The organism is Streptomyces sp. URMC 126 (genome assembly GCF_051386555.1).
GTDB lineage: Bacteria > Actinomycetota > Actinomycetes > Streptomycetales > Streptomycetaceae > Streptomyces.
Genome location: NZ_JBPQTX010001374.1, coordinates 1 through 234, shown reverse-complemented (window position 1 = coordinate 234; position 234 = coordinate 1). Strand labels below are relative to the sequence as shown.

The 234-nt window shown below is 70.1% G+C and carries 1 protein-coding gene; it reads right to left on the bottom strand.

Translation table 11 applies throughout. The features are described 5' to 3' along the window. Window positions 1-233 (bottom strand): NAD-binding protein (locus tag ACSNOK_RS36330; RefSeq protein WP_436784912.1); only part of this gene is annotated, 233 nt, incomplete at its 3' end. Window position 234: the final 1 nt, after the last annotated feature.

The following is a 234-nucleotide window of genomic DNA, read 5'->3' as shown; positions in this document are numbered from 1 at the left end:
ATGTTGGAGTTGTCGCCGCTGGAGACGGCCGCGAAGCCGTCCGCCCGTTCGATGCCGGCCTTGACCAGCACCGTCCGATCGAAGCCGACCCCCTTGACCGTCTTGCCCTGGAAGGTGGGCCCGAGCCGGCGGAACGCGTCCTGCACCGCGTCGATCACGGCGACCGAGTGACCGCGCCGCTCGAGGCTGCGGGCCAGCGACGACCCGACCCGTCCGCAGCACATGATCACGATG